This window comes from Pseudoflavonifractor sp. MCC625 (assembly GCF_018784545.1).
GTDB lineage: Bacteria > Bacillota > Clostridia > Oscillospirales > Oscillospiraceae > Pseudoflavonifractor_A > Pseudoflavonifractor_A gallinarum.
Genome location: NZ_WQOJ01000062.1, coordinates 1 through 205, shown reverse-complemented (window position 1 = coordinate 205; position 205 = coordinate 1). Strand labels below are relative to the sequence as shown.

Annotated in this window: 1 protein-coding gene; it reads left to right on the top strand. The window is 59.0% G+C overall.

Translation table 11 applies throughout. The features are described 5' to 3' along the window. A partial coding sequence (locus GPK94_RS15875) for a hypothetical protein (RefSeq protein WP_215656271.1) occupies window positions 1–205 on the top strand: 205 nt, incomplete at both ends.

Genomic DNA, 205 nt, shown 5'->3' with positions numbered 1-205 from the left:
GTGTGATCTTCCGTGTGCCGGGACAGCTGGAACAGGACGGCACACCCCATTATGTGACTGCTGATGAATACCTTTCCGGCAATGTACGCCGCAAACTGCGTCAGGCTCAGCGGGCGGCACAGCAGGACCCTTCTTTTGCAGTCAATGTGGAAGCTCTTACCGCCGCCCAGCCCAAAGACCTGGATGCGTCGGAGATCGAGGTGCG